This is a genomic window from Zoogloea sp. LCSB751, assembly GCF_002028455.1.
In the GTDB taxonomy this organism is placed as follows: Bacteria; Pseudomonadota; Gammaproteobacteria; order Burkholderiales; family Rhodocyclaceae; genus Zoogloea.
The window spans coordinates 1-233 of sequence record NZ_MWUM01000662.1 but is presented as its reverse complement, the minus strand read 5'-3'; the positions used below and the strand labels follow the sequence as shown (position 1 = coordinate 233).

At 60.5% G+C, this 233-nt stretch carries 1 protein-coding gene; it reads left to right on the top strand.

All coding sequences use genetic code 11. The features are described 5' to 3' along the window. Positions 1 to 233, top strand: a 233-nt coding sequence (locus tag B4920_RS28075; RefSeq protein ID WP_139379797.1) for a class I tRNA ligase family protein, incomplete at both ends; no start/stop codon positions are given.

Below are 233 nucleotides of genomic sequence, written 5' to 3'. Positions count from 1 at the left end.
CGCCGACCTGTATGACAAGGTGCCCGACACCCTGGACGTCTGGTTCGACTCAGGTTCGACCCACTCCTCCGTGGTCGATGCCCGTCCCGAGTTCAACGGCAACCCGGCCGACATGTATCTGGAAGGCTCTGACCAGCACCGTGGTTGGTTTATGTCCTCCCTGATGATCGGCGTGGCCATGAAAGACAAGGCTCCCTACAACCAGGTGCTGACTCACGGCTTCACCGTGGACG